The sequence below is a fragment of the Emticicia fontis genome (assembly GCF_054779675.1).
This window is the reverse complement of sequence record NZ_BAAGXU010000012.1, coordinates 131,359-152,994: the sequence shown is the minus strand read 5'-3', so window position 1 is coordinate 152,994 and position 21,636 is coordinate 131,359. Positions and strand designations below refer to the sequence as shown.

Below are 21,636 nucleotides of genomic sequence, written 5' to 3'. Positions count from 1 at the left end.
ATTAATAGGTGGTGCTTATCTATTAAAACATTAATCTCCTGAAATCAGGCAGACATTATTTTTTGCCTGTGGTGTTGCCCCCATTTTTCCATTGCATTTAACACCTCATCAAGTGTTTCGCTATAAGGTGTCAGGGCATATTCAACTGTTATAGGTTTCGTATCGAGAACCGTACGGCTCACAAGCCCATTCATTTCCATCTCCTGCAACTCCTTTGATAAGATTCTTGGTGAAATATCCGCCTCTCTCGACAGTTCCCGAAATCTTCTCTTCCCACGTCTTAATATCGTGAGCAATACCAGTTTCCATTTGCCGCCTACTACATCTAATGTATCTCTCACGGCTAGCCTTGCTTTTCTACAAGATTCATCTGTATGCACCATAGTATCCTTTTTGTAATCGCTATCCTTTTTGTAACAGATAACAAAAGTATAGCATATATTTCAGAAATTTGCATGGTAATTAAATTAAAAAACAATGTCAAAGAAAATAAACAAAATTGCAGGTTGGGTATTAAGCATTATACTAGGATTACTTTTCGCATTTAGTGCGTATTTAAAGCTTTCACAAAACGAAATAGCTGTAGCACAGGCAACCTCTATGGGTTTTACTGGAAGCGTCTATCGTATGATTGGTGTTATAGAATTAGTAGCGCTTGGTTTATTCCTGATTCCTCGCACGGGCATACTGGGTTCATTACTTTTGATTGCCTATATGGGTGGTGCAATCGCTACACATCTACAGCATAATCAGCCCGTTTTTATGGCTGTTGCTGTACAAGTACTGGTTTGGATAGCTTTTGTATTACGTTATCCGACAATAGTGCAGCAATTATTTCCGGCTGCACAAAAATTAATTAAACAACAATAAAATGTTACGACAATGGAACAAAGAACCATAAACCATATCATCACCCCTCAGGCTCATCAGGGCTTTTTGGGTGAAGGCCATACAGCCAAAGCTTTAATTGACGGGAAAGATTTTATCAATACTGACCCTTTTATTATATTGATGGACGATGCGCTGAATTTACCCGGTGGTAAACCTGTCGGAGGCCCACACCCACATGCAGGTTTTGAAACCGTGACACTGGTCTTACAAGGTGATAATAAAGATTGGCATACTGGTAGCATGGAATTAATGACTGCCGGCAAAGGCATTATTCATACTGAAGAGATAGCTACTAAAACCCAGATGCATATTTTGCAGTTATGGCTGGCTTTACCTCCTGAAAAACGATGGGTAGAACCTTCATGGCAACAGATTTTGTTGGAAGATGTACCTACTCTTAAAACAGCACAGGCCGAAATCAGGGTTTATAGTGGTAGTAGCAATCATCTGCAAGCACCCATGCAAAACCATACCCCATTTACATTGGTACATTTTAATTTGGAGCGAAGCGCTGAGGTAAATCAGGAAATTCCTGCCATCTATAATGGATTTATTTATGTATTAGATGGAGAAGTTTCGATAGGAACAACTAAAGTTTCAAAGGGGCAAATAGCTTGGTTAAACAAAACTGATAAGTCAGGCGAAAGTGAAATAAGTTTTATAGCAGGTGAACAGGGTGCCAGATTTGTGCTGTATGCAGGAAAACCGCACAATGCGCCTATTGTCAGCTATGGCCCTTTTATTGGAGATATCAACAGGGACATTATACGCCTCTACAACGAATACAATGCAGGTGAGATGCCTCATCTGAATAATCTGCCTGAAAGCAGTAAAACATGGCACCGAAAGGTTGGTGAACTCATTTAATCATCGCAAAATCAGAGTGGCTTCTCAGTCACTCTGATTTTATTTAAACCTTTTCCGAATTTTATACTTCAATTACTTCTTCAATCTTTATCAAAAATAGAGAACCAAGCTAAACGACCTGACTTCTATACAATAGAAATCGATTTCTATTGTTATTTTTACAGGTTTATATTTCTCTGATGATAAAATCGCTGCTTTATTGTTTACCTCTGACTGTGTTGCTTTCGTGCCGGGAAAGTTCACAAGATTATTTATTTGAATCTCTTGATACATCCCAAACGGGTATTGACTTCATGAATAAGATTGAAGACACGCCCGAAATGAATATTATCAATTACCGTAATTTCTATAACGGTGCGGGCGTAGCTATTGGCGATGTTAATAATGACGGTTTTGCAGACATTTATTTGACTGCCAATCAGGGTGAAAATAAGCTATATCTGAATAAAGGCAAAAAAGATGGGGCTTCTTTTCAGTTTAAAGATATTACCAAACAGGCTGGTGTTGGTGGAACGAAAGCATGGAGTACAGGGGTGACATTTGCCGATGTGAATGGCGACGGCTTACTTGATATATATGTGTGTAATTCAGGTGAATTGAGAAATGATACACGTGGCAATGAGCTGTTTATAAATCAGGGCGTTGGACGGAATGGTATTCCGTCGTTTAAGGAAATGGCCTTTGAATATGGTCTATTTGATGGAGGATATTCTACACACGCTGCTTTTTTTGACTATGACCGCGATGGTGACCTTGATATGTATCTGCTCAATAATAGCTTTATACAGGTTAATAAATTGCAATACCAAAATCTTCGTAATCAGCGAGATCCATTTGGTGGTCATAAACTATTCAGAAATGATAATAATAAATTTACTGATGTAAGTCAGGAAGCAGGTATTTATGGCAGTTTAATCGGCTTTGGATTAGGTATAACCGTTGGAGACGTAAATAATGATAACTGGCTGGATATTTATATCTCCAATGATTTTTACGAACGGGACTATCTATATATCAATCAGAAAAACGGGACTTTCAAAGAAGTAGTAGAAGAATCAATGGGGCACACCAGCCTTAATTCGATGGGTGCTGATATTGGTGATATTAATAATGATGGTCAGCCTGATATTTTTGTGACTGATATGCTGCCTAATGATGATTATCGTCTGAAAACTACTTCAAGTTTTGAAACCTATGAGCTAGAGCAAATCAAAGTACAAAGAGATTTCTACCATCAATATACCCGAAACACCCTCCAACTCAATAATGGTGATAACCGTGATGGTGTACCTGTTTTCAGCGAAATAGCAGCACTTTCGGGCATTTATGCCACTGATTGGAGCTGGGGTGCCTTGATTTTTGATATGGATAACGACGGCATGAAAGACATCTTCGTAGCCAATGGTATTATACACGACCTCACCGATCAGGACTTTATCAGCTTCCTGGCAGATAAGAATACAGTCCCTCAGATGCTTGACCCTAATGGCAAACTCAACATCAATAAAATGGTAGAGAAAATGCCCTCTCAGCCCATTGCCAATTATGCTTTTCATAATCAGGGAAATCTGAAATTTGAAAATAAAGCAACAGATTGGGGCCTGGGTGAGCCCGGGTTCTCAAATGGTTCGGCCTACGGAGACCTTGACAATGACGGAGACCTTGATCTGATTGTCAATAACAATAATATGCCTCTATCTGTCTATCGCAACAACTCCTCAGAAAAACTAAAAAAGCATTTTTTGCGAGTAAACCTGAAAGGAGCCAATAAAAATACTTTTGGTATTGGGGCAAAAGTATATGTATATCAACAAGGCAAAACACAGTTTTTACAATCGATGCCTAATCATGGCTTTCAATCTTCAAGCGATCATATTCTGGTTTTTGGTTTAGGCAATAATCCAGGCATTGATTCTGTGACAGTTATCTGGCAGAATGATACAAAGCAAACGATTAAAAATCCAAAAGCTGATTCAGATTTGTTATTGGAACAAAAAAATGCTACTCATACCTATCTAACCAAACCCCAATTAGCAAATAAGTATTTTACCGATATAAGTGCACAATCAGGACTGGATTTTACTCATCTTGAAAACAGCTTTGTTGATTATAACAGAGATGCTACGCTTAAGCAAATGCTCTCAAGGGAAGGCCCTGCCTTAGCCATAGGTGATGTGAATGGTGATGGTCTAGAAGATGTTTATTTAGGTGCTGCTCTTAATTCTACTGGGCAATTATTTTTACAGACTCGTGCAGGGGATTTTCAAGTATCCATACAAAGTATTTTCAGTATCAATTTACATGCGGATGAAGTAGCTGCTACTTTCTTTGATGCAGATGGAGACAAGGATTTAGATTTATATATTGCTACTGGTGGTAACGAATTCCCGAAAGATAACCCATCTCTTGTCGACTATTTATATATCAACGATGGCAAAGGCAATTTTTCTTCAGGTATTTTACCGCCTCTTTATGAGAATAATTCTTGTGTGATAGCAGGAGATTTTGACAAAGATGGTGATGAAGACCTATTTATAGGTTCACGGATGATAAACGCACAATATGGACGAAACCCTAAAAGCTATATTTTAAGGAACGACGGTAAAGGTAAATTTACTGCTGAGAGTTTAGGAGAACTCGGCATGCTAACCGATGCCTCATGGGCTGACATTGATAAAGATGGCTGGCCTGATTTGGTATTGGCAGGTGATTGGATGCCTGTAACCATTCTTAAGAATCAGCAAGGAAAAATTTCTATCAAGCCAATGCCTATACCTGATTCAGCAGGCTGGTGGAATACAATCAAAGTAGCTGATATAGATAATGATGGTGATGAGGATTTAATTGTAGGAAATTTAGGCCTTAACTCTAAATTAGTTGCCTCAAAAGACCAACCTGCCATGCTCTGTGTAAATGATTTTGATAAAAATGGCTTAGTAGAGCAATTGATCTGTGTATACAATAATGGCAAATTGGTGCCTCTTATGCAAAAACCGGACTTACAAAAGGTCATTCCGTCCATCAAAGAGCGTTTTGTGTATCATAAAGATTATGCAAATAAATCGGTTGATGAAATATTTACCAGCGCGCAAAAGGAAGGGATGATTGAGAAATCGGTAGTTAATCCGCAAACTTCTTTCTTTATCAACGATGGCAAAGGTAATTTTAGCATTATTCCCCTACCTATTGAAGTACAATTCTCTCCGATTTATGGGATCGAAACCTGTGATTACGATCATGATAATAAAATGGACATAATTCTGGCCGGAAATTTTTTTGATGTATTACCTGAGATTGGGCGATATGATAGCAATCATGGGCTGGTTTTACATGGCAAAGGACAAGGGAAATTTGAAGTGTTGAAATCAGGGAATACAGGCTTTTTCAGCACCGGACAAGTACGCCGAATGAAAATAGTAAAGGGAGCTAAGAAAAATATGTTAATTTTGGCAAAAAATAACGATAAGGTTCAAGTAATCGGATTTTGAGTAGCACCGCACCTCCCCTGAATTAAAGCATGAGCGTAGTAAAAAAATTAGCGAGCGATACAGCCCTTTATGGTATCAGCAGCATTGTTGGCAGATTTCTGAACTGGCTTTTAGTAGCCATACACACCCGTGTTTTTGAGAAACAACAATTACTTGCCGACAACAATCAGTTATATATCTACGCTGTTCTGCTCAATATCATCTATACCTATGGTATGGAAACAGCTTTCTTCCGATATGCCAGCAAGAAAGAAAACCGGGAAGAATACTTTAATCTGATTTTATCTTATATCATTCTTACCAGCATCATTTTTTCGGGTATTATCTATTTTGCTGCCACGCCAATTATCAATGCCATGAAATTTCCGGGCAAAGAAAGATTGGTCGTATGGTTTGCCATCATTCTGGCTACTGATGCTATAGCAGCCATTGCCTTTGTTAAATTAAGAGCTGAGAATCGGGCTAAAAAATTCGTTGCCATTCGTCTTATCAATATTTTTGTCAATATTGGTCTGAATGTCTTTTATCTGATGTTCTGTAAATACATTTATGAGGGTGTCATACTGCCTGACTGGAAGCCTTTTGCAGCGTTTTTCTATAATCCTAAAATAGGACCTGACTATATTGTTTGGGCAAACTTCATTGCCAGTCTGCTTACTTTACTTCTTTTGTGGAAAGAATTTATCAATTTCAGGTTCACATTCGATTTCAAAAAGTTCAAGCCTGTTTTCATCTATGCTTATCCCCTTTTAATTATGGGTCTCGCGGGGGCTACCAATCAGTTAGCCGACCGCATTATGTTTCGGGATATTTTACCTGAGGGTTTTTACGAAGGCTTAACTACCGACGCTGCTTTCAGTATTTATGCCAATGTCTATAAATTATCTATTTTTATGCTTCTGGTGGTGCAAGCCTACCGCTATGCCGCCGACCCATTTTTCTTCTCTAAAGCCGAAGATAAAAATTCCCCTTCAATGATTGCCCTCGCTACCAAGTGGTTTACTATTGCCTGTATTCTTATCTGGGTAGGTGTGAGTCTGAATATAGATTTAATTAGCCTGATATTAGGTAAAAGTTATCGTTTTGGTCTTGAAGTGGTGCCTATCCTCCTATTGGCTAATCTCTTTATTGGGGTATATCAGAATATGTCTATCTGGTTTAAGTTAAGCGATAGAACGCATTTCGGCACAATCCTGACATTTATCGGGATGTTTATCTCGGTTGTCTTAAACCTTATCCTGATTCCACAAATGGGTTATGTGGGTTGTGCTTTAACCTTTGCTATCGCTTCTTTTGTGATGATGGTGCTGTGCTATTGGTTTGGCCAGAAATATTATCCGATTCCCTACGAAATAACGAGTATCGTTATCTACCTCATTGGCGCTGGTATCCTGATTCTGGCATCCTGGCAAATTAAAATAGAGAATCCTTATTATTCTATTCCGTTTCATCTCATATTAAGCCTTTTATTCTTATTCGTCATTGTATTTGTAGAGCGCAAAAGCCTGGGGCTTAGTAAGTATTTTCGTGTTTGACAGATGCGCGTGGCATTATATGGTCGTGGCATATTTATTTTTGGATAGGTTTAAGTGTATAAGGTTAATAACAGTAATGACATGAAAACAATAAGCATCATAGGCTGCGGTTGGCTAGGCTTACCTTTAGGAAAGTATCTATCCGAAAAAAACTATCTTGTAAAAGGCAGCACTACTCATACTGATAAATTAGAAATTTTAGAAGAAAACGGCATTGAGCCATATCTGCTCAAACTTAATCCACAACTGGAATGTGAATATGTGGATAACTTTCTTGATAGTGAGATTCTAATCATCAATATTCCACCCAAAATAAGTATACAAAAGACAGACGCACATGTAGAGCAGATGGCGAACCTGCTTAAGTCTGTGGAAAACTCTCCTATCAGAAAGATTATTTATATCAGCTCTACTTCGGTTTATCCGGAACTTAATCGTGAGGTTGTAGAAGATGATGTGTTGACTCCAGAAGCATCGGCCAGCCCAACGATGGTGAAAGCTGAAAATCTCCTCAAGGATTTTTCTAATGAAGTGACTATCTTACGTTCGGCAGGACTCATGGGTTATGAACGTATCCCAGCCAAATATTTTGCGGGATGGAAAGGTTTGACTACCGGAGATATTCCCGTGAATTACATCCATAGAGACGATGTTATCCGAATCATTGAAACGGTTATCGAGAAAGACATCTGGGGTGATACCTTTAATATTGTCTCTCCTATACACCCCATAAGAAAAGAAATATATGCCCGGAATTGCGAAGAACTAGGCTTTGAAATGCCCGAGTTTGTCGAATCACCTAAGCCGCACCCATATAAAATCATCAATGGAAATAAATGGTCAGAGAAATCTGATTATCATTTTATATTCAAAAATCCGTTGGATTATTTCTATCAGCTTCCTGAGTAAATAGTATCAATAATTATTTACTCCATTATTTTTTAAGATATTTCTGGCATTTGCGTTGCCTTTTTTAGCTGATTTAATATACCACTGCTTAGCTGTTTCAATATCATTTCTACTAGCGTAGTTAATTCCAATATTGTATTCAAAATCACCGGTTGAATCTCTAACGGTTGCTCTTCTCCAGTATTCTACTGCGTTATCATCTTGCTTTAAGTCTACATAAGTTACGCCGAGATTTTTATACGCAGGCCCATACTGTGGCGCTTTCTCAATCAACTCTTTTAGCTCCTTAATTTCCTGATCATAATTTCCTTGTTTCCGATAAGAATAAGCATGATTCAAGTAGGCATCCCAATAATCAGGTTTTAAGGACATTGATTTTTTGAAGACTTTTCTGGCTTCATCATAATTTTCACTTCCTATCAAAGATAAACCATAAGATGTCCAGTATTCAGCATTATCAGGTTCGTTTTCAAGTGTCACCTGAAAATAATAGTTAGCATTCTTATAATCGCCCATCCGATAATAAACTGTAGCAAGAAGCCAGTTAGTACGATTAGATTTCGGTAAGTATTGAGTTGCTCTCTGGAAATATGTTAAGGCAGTTGCGTTATCTCCTTCATCTAAAAACATAGACCCTATCGTGCGGCACACATCTGCATTTTTAAAACCTCCATCATCGGCTCGTTTCAGATACGACTTCGCTGTTGGAAATTCTTTATTATTTAAATAGTACCAACCTATATTACTCAGAATCATAGCATCATTCGGGAAAGCCTTATCAGCATCCGTAAACAATACTAATTCATTTTTCCATTTGCCTGTCTGCACAAAAGTCATCCCACATAATACTAATGCCATAAGTATAAAGCCGGCTAAAATACCTTTAGATTTTACATAAATTTTATTTACTAATAGCCCAATCAGAAATAAGGGGCCAACAGATGATAAATAATAATAACGATCAGCTACCAGAGCACTACCTACAGGTAAAATCTGTAAAACAGTAGAGATTGCAATCAGGAAAAAAGCTCCTGCCCACCAGATTCGCTTGTCTTTTCGCCCGAACCATATAATAGCGCCACTGATGAGAAGTACTCCCAAAAGAGCCAATGAATAAATAGCAGGAATATTTCCGGTGGCTTTATTTGGATAAGGATAAAATGGATAAAGATTATATGGCAGAATTGTTTTTACCCAATAAAAACAAAAGGCATAGGCAGTCAACAAAACTCTTTCTCCTGCAGTATACGCATTTCCGATTACGCTTGAAGCATCGGCTCCTGCATCTATTTGTGCATGAGTAGCCAGATAAGCAAAAAATATGGTAATAATAAAATAAGGGATTTTATTAAGGAATATTTTAAAGCCTAAAGGCTTCTTCAAAAAACAATAATCGGTAATAATCAAAATGGCTGGTAAAACTACTGCCATCCCTTTTGAAAGACAGGACGCAATAAATAAGAGAATCGAAACCCAGTATAGGGCCTTGTTATTGGTCTCGTCAAAACGGATATAATACCACAATGAAAGCAATAGCAACAAAGTATACAATACGTCTTTCCGCTCTGCTGCCCATGCTACCGACTCAACGTGTAATGGATGAATAGCAAATAAAATAGCTGTAACAAAAGATACCAGAAAATTACCATTCAATTTCTGAATAACTCTGAAAACCAGCCAGCTATTTATTATGTGCAGAATGATATTGTCTAAATGATATAACCAGGTTTGTTCTTTTACAAGTGCATACTCAATCGCCAGACTCAGTACCGTAAGTGGATGATAGTTACCTACTACGTATTCACTAAAAATACCCTTTATATCAAAGTTTTTCACTAAATCATTTATAGTAATGTAGGGTTTATCGTCCCATACAAAACTGTTTTGCCAGACAGGAATATAACTGATAAAGACCAGAATACTTAGAATTGCGGGAATCCATTTTTCATCAATCGAAAAACTATTGGTTGGGACAGCTACAACTTTAGGAGAAGCCGATGTTGTTTGTACTACCTCTTTTTTAGTCCCTTGTTTAGGTTGAGATTTCTGTTTTGCCATTTGATAAATTGGTCGGGTCTACAAAAATATTTCAATTATCTTGCCAAAGCAATAGTTCGCACTTTTATGTCACTTATTTTCCATTCGTCCGCTTCTGCTTGTGAATATGCTGTAAAATCCTTAGCTTGCCTATAAACCCGAAACATATTGCCGAGGTCAGAAGTTGTTATTTTGTTATTTCCGATTATTTAAAGAACTTTGATGAGGCTTTGGCAGGAATCTTGCCGATTATCAAGCAATATTCAGCGCATTCAGGCGTTAAAATACCTACAATTAGTTGATGAATGAAAGTATCAAAAATCATATTATGGGCACTTATCTGGCTTCCCGTATTAGGTATAGCGCAGAAAAATAAGAAAGCCGACGATGGCACTATTTCAGAAAAAGAACTTCAGGCCGAGGCAGTTTTTACTGATGGTATGAAGTACTTTATTGCTGAAACTTATGATAAGGCCATTACCCATTTCAAGAAAGCTGCAGAAATGAATCCGGCCAGTTCGGGAGCCAATTTTATGATTGCCAAATCTTTCTTGGCAACCAATGATGTGGCCAATGCTACGCTTTATACAGAGAAAGCTGCAAAACTGGATGATGATAATAAATTCTACAAGAAGTTTTTAGGAGACCTATACACCAAACAAAAACGCTACAAAGAAGCCGCCCAGATTTATGAAAAACTTGCCAACAGATATCCGACAGACGTTGATAATTACCTCGATTTATCGAATGCCTATATCATGCAGGAGAAATATTCTGATGCAGTAGAGGTGTATAATAAGATAGAGAAAACAATTGGGATGAGTGAGGAAATCACACATCAGAAACAATTGATTTACCTAAAACAAAACAAGCTTGAAAAAGCGATTGAGGAGGGAGATAAACTCATTGCATCAGAACCTACTGAACCGGAATATGTTGTACAACAGGCACAGATTCTGATTTCGAACGAACGTTATGATCAGGCATTGAAAATGTTGGAAAGTTCGTTGAAACGCAATCCTGACTTTGCAGAGGCACACGTATTGTTGGCAGAAATCTATCGTAAAAAAGGGGATTTAGATAAATGTAGCCAGGAGTTACAAGTAGCCTTTACTAATAAAAATCTTTCTTCTGATGTAAAATTCAAGATTTTATCCAGCTATATGCTGATGATGAAAGATGATAAAGGCGAAAAAAATCTCGATAATCTGATTGGTTTGACAAGAGAGTTGATTAAACAGGCACCATCAGAACCTAAAGCCTATGTAGTGTTGGGAGATTTGTTGATGAAAAAAGGGGATATGATAGGTGCTCGTGATAGTTATGTCAAATCAACTCAATTTGATAAATCTATTTTTGAGGTATGGCTTGCCATTGTTGAAATTGATTCAAAACTTAATAATACAGATAGTCTGGCCAAACATTCAGAGGAAGCCATTGAGTATTTTCCGAATCAGGCTTTTTTCTGGTATCATAATGGGGTAGCCAATTTTGCTAAAAAAGACTTCGAAAAAGCGATTTCTTCTTTAGAAGAAGCCAGAAATTTATCTTTGGATAACAAAGAGCTAACCAAGTTTGTCAATGGACTTTTAGGTGATGCCTATAACGAAGCCAAACAGTACAGCAAGTCTGATGATGCCTACGAGGCAGTGCTGAAAGTTGACCCGAACGATGAACACGTATTGAATAATTATGCTTACTATTTATCGTTGAGAAAAGATAAATTACCCCGTGCATTGGAATTATCAAGCAAACTTGCGGAGAAAAATACTAACAATGCTACGTATTTAGATACACACGCCTGGGTACTTTATACCATGAAAGACTATCAGAAATCACGAGAAGTTCTGGAACGTGCAGTTAAACAAAGTAGTGGTGTAAGTGGAACTATTGTGGAACATTATGGCGATGTATTGTATCAACTGGGTGAAAAAGATAAAGCCATTGAACAATGGAAAAAAGCCCGCCAGATGGGAGAGAATAGCATCAATATTGATAAGAAAATACAATCAGGTCAGTTAATCGAATAGACTTCACCTTATTAAACCTGTTGATACATTTGCCCTGTAAGGGTTTTTATTCCGATAATTGCACCGGAATAAAAACGTGAAGCAAATTTTTAAAAACCCACAATTATGTCAAGCCGTTATATAGTTCTGACTTTTTCATGCCTGATAGTTTTATTTACTACCTCTTGCAAACGTCAACGGATTCATAAAACCGAGATTAAAGATTCTACCAGTATAGCAGTAAGTCAACCCGATGTACCTGCTAAAATTGATACACCAACTTCGAGCCCAACTTCTACAACTAAAGTAGATGTAAACCCTGCTGAAATCGATTTTAAGTTTCTAAGAATCAAATCAAAAGTAGAGTATTCGTCAGGATCAGATAATCAGTCTTTTCCGGTTACTGCACATATCGAAAAAGACAATAAAATCTGGTTATCAATTTCTGTGGGTTTAGAAGTAGCCCGAGGCCTGATTACCAAAGATTCTATTATTTTCTTAGACCGATTGCATCGTAATTATTATAAATACGATTTTGCTACCTTGAGCCGACAGTTTAATTTCAATCTTAGCTATGACCTCGTACAGTCTATTTTGATTGGGAATATGCCTATCAAAAAACGTGAGGAGGATGATATTACGAAGCAAGAGGGCAGTTTTGTAATCAGACAAAAAGAGAATAATGTCCAGATTGAAAACTTTATTGCTGAACCTAATCTCAAATTGCAAAAACTGATGGCTGCTGATACAACTGGAACCAGCAAAATGCAAATTGACTATAGTAATTTCCAGTCTATTAATAATTTTTTGTTCCCGCAGGCCATTATTGCTAAGATTGATGCCGCAAAAGATGATAAAACCAATCAGACTTTAATAAATTTGCAGCATAATAGAATCGAATTTTTAGACGAAAGCCCCGGATTCTCGTTCAGTATTCCTAAAGGGTATTCGCCTAAATAATCCTGGCTACGCCTAAACCAACGCCTGATGTCTTTAAAAAGTCTGACATATTTTTTCCTTACCTGCTTTCTTTTCTGCTTACTGATTAATCAACAAGCGTTTGCTCAACGTACCCGGAAATCGCGTGCGCAATTGGAAAACGAGAAAAAAAGAAATCTGGCAAAAATTGCCGAAACCACAAAGGCACTTGAAAATGCCAAGGCAAAGAAGGAAGTTACGGTTGGTAACATTAAAGCCATTAAAGAGCAAATTTCATCAAGAGAAGAACAAATCGGTTTGATGGAACAGGACATGGAACTGATAGACGTAGAGATGCAGGACATTGTGGGCGCCAAAGAAAACCTTGAAGATAAACTGGCTCAACTGCAACAGGAATATGCCGCTATGCTTTATTCTGCTTCCAAATATAGTGGCAAACTCAATAAACTAAGTTTTCTCTTTTCTTCTACTTCCTTCAACGAATTGTTGATGCGGTATAAGTATCTGCAGCAATATACCGAGAACCGCAAAGCACAGGTAACACAAATGAATAAAGTAGCCGCTTTGCTACGCGAAAGACAAACCAACCTTGAAGGAAAACGCTCTGATAAAAAGCGATTACTTACAGCCAAAGTTGTGGAGGCCAAGAATCTGGAACAGCTCAAAACCCAGCAGACAGAAATGGTGGGTGAGTTGTCGAAAAAAGAGATTGACTTAAGAAAAGAGATTGAAGCATCTAAACGTTCGGTTACAAAATTAGATAATCTCATTGCCAACGTTGTTGCCCGCGAAATTGCTAAAAAAAATAAAGAGCGAGAACTCAAACAGGATAAAGAAGCTAAACTTGCCAAAACAAACCCTGTCAGAAAAAAGAACAAGCCAATTCTGGATTTAGACGAAGAGGAAACTACTTTAGGGCGTTCGTTTGGCTCATCACGTGCACGATTACCCTGGCCTGTGCAAAGAGGTTTTATCTCCGATCGTTTTGGGGTAAAAGAACATCCTGTTTTGCATGGCGTGTTAATTAATAATAATGGCATTGATATTCAGACACCTTCTAATGCCACCGTGAGGTCGGTATACGATGGAGTTGTGAAAGATATAACTGAAATTCCGGGCTTAGGTAAAGTAGTGGCTGTACAGCATGGTGATTATTTTACCGTTTATGCCAATCTTAACCAGGTATTTGCGTCGGTAGGGCAAAAAATCAGTGCGAAAGAAACCATCGGTACAGCAGGAGTATCAGGTGGAGCCACCGAAATCAACTTCCAGATATGGCATAATACAGAAAGGCTAAATCCTGAAAACTGGTTAGTTCCGAGATAATTAATTATTATTCGATAAAATAACCCTAGTGAATTAATTTAAGAACTAAACAAGAATAGAAATGTTATAGTAACATTATTAATCACTAATTCGCTCATTCACTCAATCACTAATTTCTTACATGTCTACTCATTCTGAAATAAAACGCATCACTACTCATACCTTACAGGAAATGAAACGCAAAGGCGAAAAGATAGCCTGTCTTACCTCCTATGATTATTCAATGGCTAAAATAGTTGATGGTGCTGGGGTAGAGCTCATTCTTGTAGGAGATTCAGCATCAAATGTGATGGCGGGTCATGAAACTACTTTGCCTATTACTGTTGACAATATGATATACCATGCACAGGCAGTTGTGAAGGCTGTAAATAGAGCATTGGTAGTAGTAGATTTACCTTTTGGCTCATATCAGGGCAATTCATCGGAGGCTTTGCGTTCTGCCATCAGAATCATGAAAGAATCGGGTGGGCACGCAGTAAAATTAGAGGGAGGTATTGAAGTAAAAGAATCTATTGTGCGTATTCTAAGTGCCGGTATTCCTGTGATGGGTCACCTGGGGCTTACGCCACAATCTATCTATAAATTTGGAACGTATGCTGTAAGAGCCAAAGAAGAGGAAGAAGCCGAGCAGTTAATAGCCAATGCTAAGATGCTTGATGAGGTAGGTTGTTTTGGTGTAGTATTAGAAAAAATCCCCGCCGATTTAGCTAAAAGAGTTACTGAAAGCGTAAGCATTCCTACTGTAGGTATCGGAGCAGGGCCACATTGTGATGGACAGATTTTAGTAGTGCATGATATGTTGGGTATCAATAAAGAATTTTCTCCCCGCTTCCTACGCAGATATGCAGACTTGCATACGATTATGACTGAAGCGGTTAAGAACTATACCAAAGATGTAAAATCATCTGATTTCCCTAACGAAAAAGAGTCTTATTAACAAATGTGGCGCGAACGAGACGTTCGCGTCACAACTATATTAGTGCGTCATATAATATCTCGGCTGGATGCTTAGCCACACGTCCTGTTCCATCTTTTATCTGATGGCGACAACTGGTACCTGGAGCGGCAATGATTACTTCTTCCGGTTGTTTTCTAACAGTTGGAAATAATACCAACTCTCCTATTTTCATTGAAACATCATAATGTTCTACCTCATAGCCAAACGAGCCTGCCATACCACAGCAACCTGATGGAATCAGATGTACTTCATAGTTTATTGGTAATGACAGACTTTTCTTACTTGGTGTGAGAGATGATAAAGCTTTCTGATGGCAATGTCCATGCAATTTTATCAATCTCTTTTCAGTAGAAAAAGCCTCTTTTTTAATATTACCTCTATCTATTTCACGGGCAAACCATTCTTCAAAAATGAAAGTATTATGGGCAATTTGCTGCGCTGCTTCTTTGAGATTCTCTGGCACTAATTCTAGGTATTCATCTTTTAATGTCAGAATAGCCGATGGTTCAATGCCGATAATAGGTATTTCCTCTTTTACTAAATCTTTTAATGTATTCACATTATGTATAGCAATTTTCTGTGCTTCACGAATCATGCCCTTTGATAGATAGGTTCTTCCACTTTCTATATGATTCGGGATAAGCACCTGATAACCCAATTTCTGTAAAAGTAAAATCATTTTTTTGCCTACTTCTACATCGTTGAAATCAGTAAATTCATCACAAAACAGAAATACTTTTTTGGGCGAAGTAAAATCTTTTATCTCTTTGGCATTTTTGAACCAGCTTCTCAAAGTCTGGCTATGTAGCAGGGGCATCGTACGATCAGGATGGAAACCGACTATTTTATTGGCTATCCGGCGCGTAAACTCTGTTTTGAATATAAAATTATATCCCCAGGGCGCAATGCTTGCCAATCGCATCTGTTTTGTAAAATTACCTATTAACTTCGAGCGGAACGGAATGCCATGTTCATCGTAATATTGCTGCAAAAACTCACCTTTCATTTTGGCAATATCGACACTTGATGGGCATTCTGACTTACATGCTTTGCAGGATAGACATAAATCCAGAATTTCTTTGGTTTCATTAAAACCGACTTCCTTTGTTGTTGTAGTATCACTCAGGTATTGTCTTAATATATTGGCTCTTGCTCGGGTAGTATCTCTTTCGCTTCTGGTAGCCATATAACTCGGGCACATAGTTCCGCCTGTTACTTCGGTTTTCCGACAATCTCCTGAGCCACTGCATTTTTCTGCCAAGCGCAGGAAACTCTCCTGTTTAGAGAAGTCAAAAATAGTCTTTTGTGCAGGAATATTTTTATCTGCTTCGTAGCGCAGAAACTCGTTCATTGGTGGAGTATCTACAATTTTACCTTTGTTGAATATACCCTTAGCATCAAAAATTTGCTTTACTTGTCTGAAAAGTTCATAGTTCTTGTCTCCCATCATAAAAGGAATAAATTCGCCTCTCAAACGCCCATCACCGTGCTCTCCTGAAAGAGAGCCACCATACTTCTTAACCAATGCTGCCGTTTCAGCCAGAATTGTACGGAATAATGTTCTACCTTCAGACGTTTTCAGGTTCACCATAGGCTCTACGTGCAATTCTCCAGCACCTGCGTGGGCATACATCGAATATTGTACGCCATGATTCTTAAGCAATACTTCCAGTTCAGCGATATAGGCTGGTAAATCTACTACATCCACTGCACAGTCTTCTATCAGGTTGACAGGCTGTGTATCGCCGGGCAGATTTCTTAATAAGCCTAAGCCGCCTTTTCGCACTTCCCATGCTTTTTTGGCATCATCCTGCAATAAAATCGGGAAAGCATAGCCCAATTCATTGGCTTTCAATTCAGCTATCAGATTCTCTGCTTTTTCTCTCAAATCAGCTTCGGTTTTAGCAAAAAACTCCACCATCAGAATTGCCTTCGGGCCGCCCTCAATAAAGAACCGATTCTTCGATTGCTCAATATTGGTTTTGGTAAACTCCATGATAAAATCATCTACTAGTTCAGAGGCTGCGCATTTATGCTTCATGGCAATCAGATTTGCCATTAATGCTTCGTGTAAACTTACTGTATGCACTGCTACCATACCTACTTCAGCAGGTGGCAATTCTATCAGTTTTAGCTTGGCTTCGGTTACAAAACATAGGGTTCCTTCTGACCCTGCAATCAGGCTGCTTAGATTGAGTGGTTTATCAGCTTTGGTTTGCCACATATCCTCAATCACGTCGAGGGCATAACCTGTATTTCGACGGGTAATTGTCTTTTTTGGAAACCCGTTTCTGATTGATTCCTGATTTTCTTGATTATCAATTAAAGTAATAAGGGCTCTGTAAATCTCCCCCTCTTTGTTTTGTAGTTGGCTTTTCTTATCAAGTTCCTCAGCAGTAATTCCTCCAAAAACGGCTTCACTTCCGTCTGATAATAATACTTTTACTTCTAAGAGATTATCTCTCGTTGCACCCCAGATAATGGAGTGTAAACCACATGAATTATTCCCGATCATCCCTCCAATCATGGCACGGCTAGAGGTAGATGTTTCTGGTCCGAACATCAATCCATAAGATTTCAGATAAGCGTTTAAATCGTCACGGATTACTCCGGGTTGTACTCTTACCCATTTCTCTTCCCGATTAACTTCCAGAATGTTGGTGAAGTTTTTAGATATATCTACTACTAAGCCTTTACCTACTACCTGCCCTGCCAATGATGTTCCGGCAGCGCGTGGAATCAATGTCAATTGATTAGTATTAGCAAAATGTATTAACTGACGAATATCCTGTACCCTCTTTGGTAAAGCTACGGCAATAGGTTTCTCCTGATAAACAGAGGCATCGGTGGCATAGACTGTTCTGATGGCCTCGTCGGTAATGGTATTTCTGAAGTATAATTCTCCCTCAAAATCTTTCAACAATGACTCAAACATTGGATTCTGTTTTTTAAGTTTCAAATTTGAGGAAGAAACGGCAGATTTGCTAAGTATTGAAAAGGAAAAGAATTAAATAAACTTTAAAATTTCGCCGTTCACCACATAACATGGACATTTATTAACAATATTCCCCTAATTTTGTTGTTATTAAACTGTCATAAAAGCGTAAATTTGCAGCCTCAAAAATTGAAATACTTCACCATCAATCAATTAAAGATTGACAAAATGGCAGGTTTAATCGGTTTGGAGAGGTATTTGACAGATAAAGATTCGTATCAACTAGAAATCAAGAACAAGATATACAAATGCTCAATTTTTTAACCAAGGGAATTACACAGATTTTTGGAACAAAGTCTGATAGAGATAATAAGGAATTACAACCTTATGTAGGACTGACAAATGAAGAATTTGCCAAGTTGAAGAATCTTTCCCATGATGAGTTTCGTGCCAAAACTGTCGAGTTACAAGAATATATTGCACAGAAACTTTCGCATATCGACGACCAGATTAATCAATTGAAAGAAAACATCAACAATAACCCTGATATGGAGGTTGATGAAAAAGAAGTTTCTTTCAGAAAAATTGATGAATTGAAACTGGATAGAAACAAAGAACTTGAAGTAGTTCTTTTAGAGATTCTTCCTAAAGCGTTTGCGATTGTGAAAGAGACGGCTCGCCGTTTTACTGAAAATACAGAAATTGTTGTTACTGCTTCGCATCTTGACCGTGAGCTGGCTATGAAAAAAGGCCATATCAGAATTGAAGGCGATAAGGCTATCTGGCAAAATCAGTGGTTGGCTGCCGGAAATATGATTACCTGGAACATGGTGCATTACGATGTACAGATTATCGGTGGTGCTGCACTGCATAAAGGAAAAATTTCTGAAATGGCTACCGGAGAAGGTAAAACCTTAGTGGCTACATTCCCGGCATTTTTGAATGCTTTAGCAGGTAAAGGTGTACATATCGTAACGGTGAATGATTATTTGGCTCGTCGTGACTCTGAGTGGATGGGGCCGATTTTCGAATTTAATGGTATTACCTGCGATTGTATAGATAAACATCCGGCCAATTCAAATGCACGTAGAAATGCTTATGCAGCAGGTATCACATATGGTACGAACAACGAATTTGGTTTCGACTACCTACGTGATAATATGGTGAACGACCCAGAAGAATTAGTGCAACGTGAACACCATTATGCAATGGTCGATGAGGTTGACTCAGTTTTGGTTGATGATGCCCGTACACCTTTAATTATAAGTGGACCTATGTCTCGCACAGGAGATGAAGAGTTATTCTTGTCCTTAAAACCACGTATCCAACGCATTGTAGAAGCGCAGAAAACTTTAACTAATAGTTATCTGAACGAAGCGAAAAAGTTGATTGGAGCCGGTAATAAAAAAGAAGGTGGCTTAGCTTTGTTCCGTGCTTTCCGTGGTTTGCCTAAAAACAAACCTTTGATTAAGTATTTGTCTGAACAAGGAATGAGACAAATCTTACACGAAACAGAGGCAACTTATCTGGCTGAAAACCAGAAATTAATGCCTGAGGCTGATGCTCCGTTGTATTTCACTATTGATGAAAAAAATAACTCAATCGAGTTAACAGATAAAGGACTGGATTTTATTACCGGAGAAGGCGAAGACCACAATTTCTTCCTAATGCCGGATTTAGGTGTTGATCTGGCTGCTGTTGAAAAATCAGATTTACCGGAACAAGAAAAAATATTGAAAAAGGATGAAATCATTCGTGATTATTCTTTGAAAGCTGAGCGTATCCACTCTGTAAACCAGTTGTTGAAAGCTTATACTTTATTTGAGAAAGATGTTGAGTATGTGGTGTTGGATAATAAAGTAATGATTGTTGATGAGCAGACGGGTCGTATCATGGACGGTCGTCGTTGGTCAGATGGTTTACACCAGGCAGTTGAAGCTAAAGAGAACGTAAAAGTAGAAGATTCTACGCAAACTTATGCTACGATTACTTTACAGAACTATTTCCGTATGTACCATAAATTAGCAGGTATGACGGGTACTGCTGAAACAGAAGCAGGAGAGTTCTGGAAAATATATAAACTAGATGTGGTTTCGATCCCAACCAACAGACAAGTAATCCGTAAGGATGAAGAAGATATGGTTTTTAAAACTGTACGTGAAAAATACAATGCCGTTGTAGATGAAATTGTTAAATTGGTAAACATTGGTCGTCCGATACTGGTAGGTACAACTTCAGTTGAAAATTCAGAGATTCTGAGTAGAATGCTTACGCTTCGTAAGATTCCACATCAGGTATTGAATGCGAAACAACACGCTCGTGAGGCTGACATCGTAGCAGAAGCCGGAAAACCAGGAACAGTTACAATTGCTACCAACATGGCTGGCCGTGGTACTGACATTAAGCTAACCCCGGAAAGTAAGAACGCTGGAGGTTTGGCAATTATCGGTACTGAACGCCATGATTCTCGCCGTGTTGACCGTCAGTTGAGAGGTCGTGCTGGCCGTCAGGGAGACCCGGGAACTTCACAATTCTTCGTATCATTAGAAGACCAGTTGATGCGCTTGTTCGGTTCTGACCGTATTGCTAAAGTAATGGATAGAATGGGTATGGAAGAGGGCGAAGTGATTCAGCACTCTATGATTACCAATTCTATTGAAAGAGCGCAGAAAAAAGTAGAAGAGAATAACTTCGGTACTCGTAAGCGTTTGATTGAATATGATGATGTAATGAATATCCAACGTGATACGATTTACAAACGTCGTAAAAATGCCCTTTTCGGAGACCGTTTATCATTGGATATTGCTAATATTCTATACGATACATGTAGTGATATTGTGATGAATGCAGAAGGCAATTATGATGAATTTGAACTACGTAGTATCCAGAAATTAAGTATCAAGCCTGAGATTGAACGCCACGAGTTCTCGAAAGGAAATACTAAATTAGTAGATAGACTTTACCAACAGGCTGAAAGAACTTACAAAGCTAAGAATGATGCCATCCGTAAGAATATGGTTCCGGTATTGTCTGATGTACTGAAAGACCGTCGTGGATTGGTAGATGAGCAATACATTGCCATTATTGGCGATGGTACGCAAAACATTGGTATGTATTGCAATCTGAAAGATTCAGTAGAGAGCGATGGTAGAGAGTTGATTAAAGAAATAGAGAAACATATCTCATTGACAGTTATTGACCAGGAATGGAAGGAGCATCTTCGTGATATGGACGATTTGAAACAATCGGTACAGAATGCCTCTTACGAGCAAAAAGACCCATTGTTAATCTATAAATTTGAAGCGGTAGAACTATTCAAAAACTTCCTGAACAAGGTAAATGCTGATACAGTAAGTTTCTTAATGAAGGCCAATGTGGTGGAATTAAGATTCCAGCAATTGGCCCCACCAAAAGAAGAAAAACCAAAATTACAAACCAATAAGGTTGAGGAAGACGGTGGTAGCGGAAATTCAGATTCAGGCTCACGCCCAATTACGCCAGCTCGTACACAGAAAATTGCCGATAGAAATCAACGTGTGAGTGTACAGTACAAAGATGGTACAGTGAAGCGTGAAGTGAAATACAAACACGTAGAAGAGGACGTAATGAGTGGTAAGGCTGTATTGGTTGATTAATCAATTGAGATGATATATCTGCAAATATTAAAAGAAGTCGCTAAGTTTTAGCGGCTTCTTTTGTTTTAAAGCACTAAATTGGAGGAAAATTTGTATACTAGCAGTAA

13 protein-coding genes are annotated in these 21,636 nt (G+C 38.3%); 10 read left to right on the top strand and 3 right to left on the bottom strand.

Features of this window, described 5'->3' with window-relative positions:
- Positions 1–44 precede the first annotated feature (44 nt).
- Complete coding sequence (locus ACYVFA_RS07960) at positions 45–383, bottom strand: winged helix-turn-helix transcriptional regulator (protein ID WP_460471283.1); 339 nt, start codon at positions 381–383, stop codon at positions 45–47.
- A gap of 94 nt (positions 384–477) precedes the next feature.
- On the opposite strand from ACYVFA_RS07960, the gene ACYVFA_RS07955 reads away from it, so the two are divergent.
- The 5 genes from ACYVFA_RS07955 (at position 478) to ACYVFA_RS07935 (ending at position 7,690) form a co-directional block, all read left to right on the top strand.
- Positions 478–870, top strand: coding sequence for a DoxX family protein (locus ACYVFA_RS07955; protein WP_460471282.1), 393 nt, complete (start codon positions 478–480; stop codon positions 868–870).
- Positions 871–882: 12 nt separating this feature from the next.
- Entirely contained in the window at positions 883–1,758 is an 876-nt protein-coding gene (locus tag ACYVFA_RS07950; RefSeq protein ID WP_460471281.1) for a pirin family protein, read from the top strand.
- Positions 1,759–2,051: 293 nt separating this feature from the next.
- Positions 2,052–5,246 carry a VCBS repeat-containing protein gene (locus tag ACYVFA_RS07945; RefSeq protein ID WP_460471280.1) on the top strand — a complete coding sequence of 1,065 codons (3,195 nt, stop codon included), beginning with the start codon at positions 2,052–2,054 and terminating at the stop codon, positions 5,244–5,246.
- A gap of 29 nt (positions 5,247–5,275) precedes the next feature.
- Positions 5,276–6,781 (top strand): lipopolysaccharide biosynthesis protein, encoded by a 1,506-nt coding sequence (locus ACYVFA_RS07940; RefSeq protein WP_460471279.1) that lies wholly within the window; start codon positions 5,276–5,278, stop codon positions 6,779–6,781.
- 81 nt (positions 6,782–6,862) lie between these two features.
- Positions 6,863–7,690, top strand: coding sequence for a Rossmann-fold NAD(P)-binding domain-containing protein (locus ACYVFA_RS07935; RefSeq protein ID WP_460471278.1), 828 nt, complete (start codon positions 6,863–6,865; stop codon positions 7,688–7,690).
- Between the two features lie 6 nt (positions 7,691–7,696).
- Here the strand turns inward: ACYVFA_RS07935 and ACYVFA_RS07930 are convergent, their stop codons facing one another.
- Positions 7,697–9,748 (bottom strand): tetratricopeptide repeat protein, encoded by a 2,052-nt coding sequence (locus ACYVFA_RS07930; RefSeq protein WP_460471277.1) that lies wholly within the window; start codon positions 9,746–9,748, stop codon positions 7,697–7,699.
- Between the two features lie 284 nt (positions 9,749–10,032).
- Here ACYVFA_RS07930 and ACYVFA_RS07925 point away from each other — a divergent pair, with 284 nt between their 5' ends.
- From ACYVFA_RS07925 to panB, 4 genes are all read left to right on the top strand, one after another.
- Positions 10,033–11,757 carry a tetratricopeptide repeat protein gene (locus tag ACYVFA_RS07925; protein ID WP_460471276.1) on the top strand — a complete coding sequence of 575 codons (1,725 nt, stop codon included), beginning with the start codon at positions 10,033–10,035 and terminating at the stop codon, positions 11,755–11,757.
- Between the two features lie 105 nt (positions 11,758–11,862).
- Complete coding sequence (locus tag ACYVFA_RS07920; protein ID WP_460471275.1) at positions 11,863–12,696, top strand: DUF4292 domain-containing protein; 834 nt, start codon at positions 11,863–11,865, stop codon at positions 12,694–12,696.
- Between the two features lie 27 nt (positions 12,697–12,723).
- Entirely contained in the window at positions 12,724–14,001 is a 1,278-nt protein-coding gene (locus tag ACYVFA_RS07915; RefSeq protein ID WP_460471274.1) for a murein hydrolase activator EnvC family protein, read from the top strand.
- A gap of 121 nt (positions 14,002–14,122) precedes the next feature.
- On the top strand, positions 14,123–14,938 hold the full coding sequence (panB, locus tag ACYVFA_RS07910) for a 3-methyl-2-oxobutanoate hydroxymethyltransferase (protein ID WP_460471273.1): 816 nt from the start codon (positions 14,123–14,125) through the stop codon (positions 14,936–14,938).
- A gap of 34 nt (positions 14,939–14,972) precedes the next feature.
- On the opposite strand, the gene ACYVFA_RS07905 is transcribed toward panB, so the two are convergent.
- The gene (locus tag ACYVFA_RS07905) at positions 14,973–17,894 is read right to left on the bottom strand and encodes an FAD-binding and (Fe-S)-binding domain-containing protein (protein WP_460471272.1); all 2,922 of its coding nucleotides are present in this window, start codon (positions 17,892–17,894) and stop codon (positions 14,973–14,975) included.
- A 308-nt stretch (positions 17,895–18,202) separates the two neighbouring features.
- Between ACYVFA_RS07905 and secA the strand changes: the two genes are divergently transcribed.
- Entirely contained in the window at positions 18,203–21,529 is a 3,327-nt protein-coding gene (secA, locus tag ACYVFA_RS07900; protein ID WP_460471271.1) for a preprotein translocase subunit SecA, read from the top strand.
- The last annotated feature ends 107 nt before the right edge of the window (positions 21,530–21,636 follow it).

Bases quoted from the DNA above. Each gene is read 5' to 3' on its own strand.
- ACYVFA_RS07940 (WP_460471279.1), top strand. From the start codon at position 5,276: ATGAGCGTAGTAAAAAAATTAGCGAGCGATACAGCCCTTTATGGTATC.
- ACYVFA_RS07935 (WP_460471278.1), top strand. From the start codon at position 6,863: ATGAAAACAATAAGCATCATAGGCTGCGGTTGGCTAGGCTTACCTTTA.
- panB (WP_460471273.1), top strand. From the start codon at position 14,123: ATGTCTACTCATTCTGAAATAAAACGCATCACTACTCATACCTTACAG.
- ACYVFA_RS07905 (WP_460471272.1), bottom strand. From the start codon at position 17,894: ATGTTTGAGTCATTGTTGAAAGATTTTGAGGGAGAATTATACTTCAGA.
- ACYVFA_RS07920 (WP_460471275.1), top strand. From the start codon at position 11,863: ATGTCAAGCCGTTATATAGTTCTGACTTTTTCATGCCTGATAGTTTTA.
- ACYVFA_RS07950 (WP_460471281.1), top strand. From the start codon at position 883: ATGGAACAAAGAACCATAAACCATATCATCACCCCTCAGGCTCATCAG.
- ACYVFA_RS07960 (WP_460471283.1), bottom strand. From the start codon at position 383: ATGGTGCATACAGATGAATCTTGTAGAAAAGCAAGGCTAGCCGTGAGA.
- ACYVFA_RS07915 (WP_460471274.1), top strand. From the start codon at position 12,724: ATGTCTTTAAAAAGTCTGACATATTTTTTCCTTACCTGCTTTCTTTTC.
- secA (WP_460471271.1), top strand. From the start codon at position 18,203: ATGCTCAATTTTTTAACCAAGGGAATTACACAGATTTTTGGAACAAAG.
- ACYVFA_RS07925 (WP_460471276.1), top strand. From the start codon at position 10,033: ATGAAAGTATCAAAAATCATATTATGGGCACTTATCTGGCTTCCCGTA.
- ACYVFA_RS07945 (WP_460471280.1), top strand. From the start codon at position 2,052: ATGAATAAGATTGAAGACACGCCCGAAATGAATATTATCAATTACCGT.
- ACYVFA_RS07930 (WP_460471277.1), bottom strand. From the start codon at position 9,748: ATGGCAAAACAGAAATCTCAACCTAAACAAGGGACTAAAAAAGAGGTA.
- ACYVFA_RS07955 (WP_460471282.1), top strand. From the start codon at position 478: ATGTCAAAGAAAATAAACAAAATTGCAGGTTGGGTATTAAGCATTATA.